This window comes from Ruoffia tabacinasalis, from assembly GCF_005864045.1.
Taxonomy (GTDB): domain Bacteria; phylum Bacillota; class Bacilli; order Lactobacillales; family Aerococcaceae; genus Ruoffia; species Ruoffia tabacinasalis.
Genome location: NZ_VBSP01000076.1, coordinates 1 through 5,397, shown reverse-complemented (window position 1 = coordinate 5,397; position 5,397 = coordinate 1). Strand labels below are relative to the sequence as shown.

6 protein-coding genes and 1 pseudogene are annotated in these 5,397 nt (G+C 39.3%); 1 reads left to right on the top strand and 6 read right to left on the bottom strand.

Annotated features, from left to right (window positions below; genetic code table 11):
• Positions 1-232 precede the first annotated feature (232 nt).
• Positions 233-613: a lactoylglutathione lyase gene (gene gloA, locus FEZ33_RS11805; RefSeq protein ID WP_138405568.1), complete on the top strand. Its 381-nt coding sequence runs from the start codon at positions 233-235 to the stop codon at positions 611-613.
• Positions 614-670: 57 nt separating this feature from the next.
• Here the strand turns inward: gloA and FEZ33_RS11800 are convergent, their stop codons facing one another.
• From FEZ33_RS11800 to FEZ33_RS11775, 6 genes and pseudogenes are all read right to left on the bottom strand, one after another.
• Entirely contained in the window at positions 671-1,021 is a 351-nt protein-coding gene (locus tag FEZ33_RS11800; protein ID WP_171031397.1) for a DUF3267 domain-containing protein, read from the bottom strand.
• Positions 1,022-1,298: 277 nt separating this feature from the next.
• Positions 1,299-1,946 carry a DUF2812 domain-containing protein gene (locus FEZ33_RS11795; protein WP_138405566.1) on the bottom strand — a complete coding sequence of 216 codons (648 nt, stop codon included), beginning with the start codon at positions 1,944-1,946 and terminating at the stop codon, positions 1,299-1,301.
• A 15-nt stretch (positions 1,947-1,961) separates the two neighbouring features.
• Positions 1,962-2,273 (bottom strand): PadR family transcriptional regulator, encoded by a 312-nt coding sequence (locus FEZ33_RS11790; RefSeq protein ID WP_138405569.1) that lies wholly within the window; start codon positions 2,271-2,273, stop codon positions 1,962-1,964.
• Positions 2,274-2,784: 511 nt separating this feature from the next.
• Complete coding sequence (gene trpA, locus FEZ33_RS11785; RefSeq protein WP_138405565.1) at positions 2,785-3,555, bottom strand: tryptophan synthase subunit alpha; 771 nt, start codon at positions 3,553-3,555, stop codon at positions 2,785-2,787.
• Positions 3,548-4,732 (bottom strand): annotated as a pseudogene (trpB, locus tag FEZ33_RS11780) (tryptophan synthase subunit beta). The gene trpA and the pseudogene trpB overlap by 8 nt, the downstream one beginning before the upstream one ends.
• Entirely contained in the window at positions 4,725-5,264 is a 540-nt protein-coding gene (locus FEZ33_RS11775; protein WP_138405564.1) for a phosphoribosylanthranilate isomerase, read from the bottom strand. The pseudogene trpB and the gene FEZ33_RS11775 overlap by 8 nt, the downstream one beginning before the upstream one ends.
• Positions 5,265-5,397 lie beyond the last annotated feature (133 nt).

Here is a 5,397-nt window from a genome sequence, read left to right as displayed (position 1 = left end):
TCTGTAAGATATCTGTAGTAAGATTGTTCATAGGGAAGTCCTCTTTTCTGTGAATGTAGTGTGGTAACTCTATTCTACAGAAGGGGCTTCCTTTTTTCTATTTACACAAGATATTTTACACTCTCATAAATTAAGGAAAATATTTATGGAATATACTCTATTATTCATATTGAATGAATAGTAATAGAATTTGTGCTAAGCAATTATTTATAAAACTTATGGAGGTAATAGAATGAGCCAAGTACTTGTTGAAATTTGTTTACGTGTGAGAGATATTGACGCTACTTTAGATTTTTATACGAACCTATTTGATTTTGAGGTAGCGAGTCGTAGAGAGTTTCCTGAAAATAAATTTGATTTAATTTACTTAAATTCTCCAGGATCTTCTGTTCAAATCGAGTTAACATACAACTATGATGCAGAGCCATATACTATTGGAGACGGCTTTAGTCATTTAGGTGTTACTGTTGATGATTTAGAAGCAATGCATGAAACTTGTAAAGCTTCTGCCTATGAAACTGGTGACTTAAAAGGCCTTTCAGGTGGCACACCATCATACTTCTTCGTGACTGACCCAGATGGTTATCGCATCGAAGTAAAACGTAAAAAATAATCTTCTTTAGAATATTAAAAGGCGTTACCCTATTTTTTCTAAGGTAACGCCTTTTTATTAGTCTTTCGTCCATATTGAAATACCAACTTCAGTATCTTCATAATACTTATTACCATATTTCATGATCAGTAAAGCATACCAAAGGTCACCTACACAACCTGCGAAATGCATACTACCCATAGCGATAAAAAAGAGTGTATTTATCCAAGTGAATTGATAAAGGATAAATAAGACAGATGAAATGAACACACAAGGTGCTAAGACAATGATTAAAAACTGCCACCAGGTATATTTACTGCCAGGATTCGTTGCGTATGCCATCCCATTTTTAAAGCCAAATGTTACCTTACCTGTTTCTGAAAATACTTTGAAAAAGAGACCATGGATTAATTCATGGATAATAATCACCGCAAAATAACAAGCAAGGAATATAAGGGCATTTATAAAATACTGGGCTAAAGATTCCGGATATAAATTAATTGAATCCTATATAGAGAGCCCTCTAAATATCAAAATGCCCAACAAGAAGAGTGGTAGCGCAGCGATATTTATGCCAATAATTACCTTCTTATCCTCAAGCAAATTGTATTCTCGTATTCGTTCCACGTTAACCTCCAATATGGTATCTAACCTTTTTAATCGTCACAGTGTTACATACCTTATATGCTAACATATCGGAAAAAATCTATAAATTAGCTATTTCATCTCGTAATTTCTTATAGCGGTGCCAGTTAATAAATGAGCCCAATAAGAATGAGGCAACTAATATGACAAGTAACCAACCAGAAAAAACTCTCGTTAGGGCAAATGGGGTTTCGAAGGCAAATGCACTCCAGAATTTAGCCCCTGTCATTTGCCATAGTCCTGGTGTTAAGTAGGCTGATTTAAAAGTATAGAAGTTTAATAAATCTACTAGTTCTAGATTTAATATGATTGGTAAAAAACAGATAAATAAGGTCACTAAGTACTTGGCGTATCTTAGGTATAACTGTGCTTTCGAGTCTTCATCAGAATATAAGATGCTATTTCCGCTTGGATTATCCTGTCTAAAATATTGCAGACCATTCCAGCGATTACCATAAATATGGTACCAATCACCGTCTTCATATAAAGATAAGTAGTTTTCATATGCTGCTTTGTGCTTGAATTCACGAAAATCAATCCGCGTAATTGGGACGAAGTCGGTTTCAGCTTCACGAAAACGATATAGTATGGAGCCAATAGGTATGCTAGCTAGATATAAATGTTTATGTCTTTGTGCGTTTATCCATGTTTCTTCTTTTTCAATATCTGCAAATAAGAATAATTTAAACTTATATGTTGATTTATACATAGTACCCCTTCTCTCTTAATTAAACAATCGATAACCTAATGCAGTTAAATTGGATAATCTACCAATTTCTGCTTCAAGTACTTCTTTTCCTTTTTCTGTAATTTGATAAACTTTTCGTCGTTTATTTTCGCTAGCTACTTCCTCAATCCAAGCCTGATTATAAAGATTGTCTAATGCACCGTACATTGTACCTGCTGCAATTTTGACATGATTGTCGCTTAGTTCCTCCACATTTTTGATAATGGCATAGCCATGAAGTGGTTCTAGTAAACTCAATAAAATTAAATAGGTTGTTTCTGTAAGTGGTAAAGCGCTGTTACGCATGATGATCATCCCTTATTCATTATATACAGTTGAACTGTATAGTTAGATTATATACAGTCAGACTGTATATTGCAAGTATCTATTTAAAATTCGCAACTCTTCCATGCAAAAATAGTCAAGAAATCGCTTTAAAGACATTCTCTTATCAGGTAAAATACTATCCAGTAAAAAAGAAGCTAGCTTTTAGTTCACTAACTCCTTTTACAATTATTCAGTTATGATAGTAAAACCGTGATTGGAAATGGGTGAATAGTTATCAGCTACTACGGACGAAACTTCCTAGCATGCCTTAGCAGTGAAAGAGGATGACTGACCCACATCATTCTGTTACGGACTTTAAGCCTTACAGAATGAGTCGTCAGCCAAGCTCAGAGACTTCGGCTCTGGGTGGTCCCACTGCAAGTTGAGCTCTTCAGGATAGACAGGTTTCTGCTTCAGAATAGTTTGCATCACACTTTGTGTGATACGTCACTATTCTTCCATCATCTCCTGTCTGAACGCCCTGTCTCACATCCTATCTTAAAGCGGCTTGCATTTCATGGATGTAGTCGTAAATGTAAGGCTTTGCTTTTTCACCGTGGGTTTCCACTAGACGCACAATCCCACTCCCTACGATCACGCCATCTGCTTTAGCTGCAATATCTTTAACCTGACTAGGTCGGTTGATACCAAAGCCAACTGCTACTGGAATATCTGAAACTGTCCGAATTTCAGCAACCATAGCTGAAATATCCGTTGTGATATTTGAACGGACCCCAGTTACCCCCATTGAAGATACTAAATAAATAAACCCTTCCGCCTCTTTAGCAATCGCTCGAATTCGTTTTTTTGACGTTGGGGCTATCAAAGTGATCACTTCAATCCCATATTGGCTAGCAACTAGTTTAACTTCTTCTTGTTCTTCAAAAGGTAAATCAGGGATAATAATACCCGAAATACCAATTTCCTGACACTTGGCGAAGAAATTGTCATAACCGTAAACAAAAACTGGGTTTAAGTAAGTCATAAAAACTAATGGTACATGTATTTTATCTTTTAAATCAGCCACCATATCAAAGACATTATTCAAGCGCACCCCTGCTGATAAGGCCCGAACGCTCGCATTTTCTACGACTGGTCCTTCAGCGATTGGATCTGAAAATGGAATCCCGATTTCAATCAGGTCAGCCCCTGCTTCTTGGGCAGCTAGGATATTTTCAGCTGATTGGTCCAGGTTGGGATCGCCTGCCATCAAATAGGTGATAAAGGCTTTTTTATCTTGGAATGCTTCAGCTATTTTACTCATGAATCTCTTCTCCTTTATAACGGGCAATGGCTGCCACATCCTTGTCCCCGCGTCCTGATAAACAAATCACAATGCTTTGGTCTGGTGACATGGTTGGGGCCAGCTTCTTAGCGTAAGCCACAGCATGTGCTGATTAAATCGCTGGAATAATCCCTTCTATTCTAGATAAATATTCGAAGGCAGCTACCGCTTCATCGTCTGTTACCGGTACATATTCAGCGCGCCCAACTTCATTTAAACGGGCGTGTTCTGGGCCGATGCCTGGGTAGTCAAGCCCCGCTGAAATAGAATAAACTGGTGCAATTTGACCATATTCATCTTGGCAAAACAAGCTCTTCATACCGTGGAAAATACCTCTCGTCCCCTTAGCAATAGTCGCTGCATGTTGAGTGGTATGAATGCCTTTTCCAGCCGCCTCACACCCAATTAACCGAACTCCTTCATCTTCAATAAAGTGGTAGAAAGTCCCAATAGCATTAGACCCACCACCCACACAAGCAATGACCGCATCCGGTAATTGCCCGTGTTTTTTCTGGAATTCATCTTTAATTTCACGAGAAATCACACTTTGGAAGTCACGCACCATAGTTGGATATGGATGAGGCCCCATGACAGAACCTAGAACATAATGGGTATCCTCCACCCGGTTACTCCATTCACGCATGGTTTCATTCACCGCATCCTTCAAGGTTTTGGTCCCCTTAGCCACACTGTTAACCTTAGCCCCTAACAATTCCATCCGAAAGACATTCAAAGCTTGGCGGTCTGTATCTTCTTGCCCCATAAAAATTTCACATTCCATCTTCAACAAGGCCGCCGCTGTTGCTGTCGCCACCCCGTGCTGACCAGCCCCAGTTTCTGCAATTAAACGGGTTTTCCCCATTTTTTTCGCCAACAAGGCTTGCCCTAGGACATTATTAATTTTGTGCGACCCGGTATGGTTCAGGTCTTCTCTTTTTAAATAGACCTTGGCCCCGCCTAAATCAGCCGTCATATTCTCTGCATAATATAAACGCGACGGACGACCAGCATAATCATTTAATAAAGTCGTCAACTCCGCCTGAAATGCCTCATCATTCTTATAAAAATTGTAGGCTTCCTCCACCCGTTGCACTTCAGCCATCAAGGTTTCTGGAATATACTGGCCACCAAAGTCGCCAAATCTACCATTAGTCATGTGTTACCTCCCGTATTTTCGCTACGAATTTCTGCATTTTCACTGGATCCTTTACCCCGTCTGTTTCAAGTGACGACGACGCGTCTACCGCATATGGTCGGACCACTTTTAAGGCCTCTTCAATATTTCCAATCCCTAGACCTCCAGCCAGAAAAGAGGGCTTCTCTTGGTATGCTGACACCATTTGCCAATCAAATATCTTCCCTGAACCACCGCGGCTAGGACTCAAGCTGTCGAATAATAAATAGTCAGCTTGATTTTGATCTACCACCAATTCATCCCCAACCGCAACCGATTTGATAATGTGTTGGTCAACTTGACCCTTCAAATGTGCAATATAAGCCTGGTCTTCTTCGCCGTGTAACTGGACTAAATCAATAGTCCCCGCCTGACAAATCGCCACAATCTCTTCAATTGGGGCATTTACAAAAACGCCCACCGTTTGAATATCCGCCGCTAAATCACGTCTAAAACTTGCCGCTAAGTCAGGCTTCACATACCGCTTGGTTTCTGGCACAAAGATAAAACCCACATAATCTCAATGTCATTAAGTTAAGGGGAAATGAATTCCTATCGTTATATAAAGACGCCTCTTCTTCACATGAAATAGTGTGAAGAAGAGGCGTCTTTGGCTTTTTTTATTCTAAACAAGTTATTTTTCTATT

Excerpts from the sequence above, each read along its gene's own strand:
- gloA (WP_138405568.1), top strand. The coding sequence starts at position 233 with ATGAGCCAAGTACTTGTTGAAATTTGTTTACGTGTGAGAGATATTGAC.
- FEZ33_RS11795 (WP_138405566.1), bottom strand. The coding sequence starts at position 1,946 with ATGTATAAATCAACATATAAGTTTAAATTATTCTTATTTGCAGATATT.
- trpA (WP_138405565.1), bottom strand. The coding sequence starts at position 3,555 with ATGAGTAAAATAGCTGAAGCATTCCAAGATAAAAAAGCCTTTATCACC.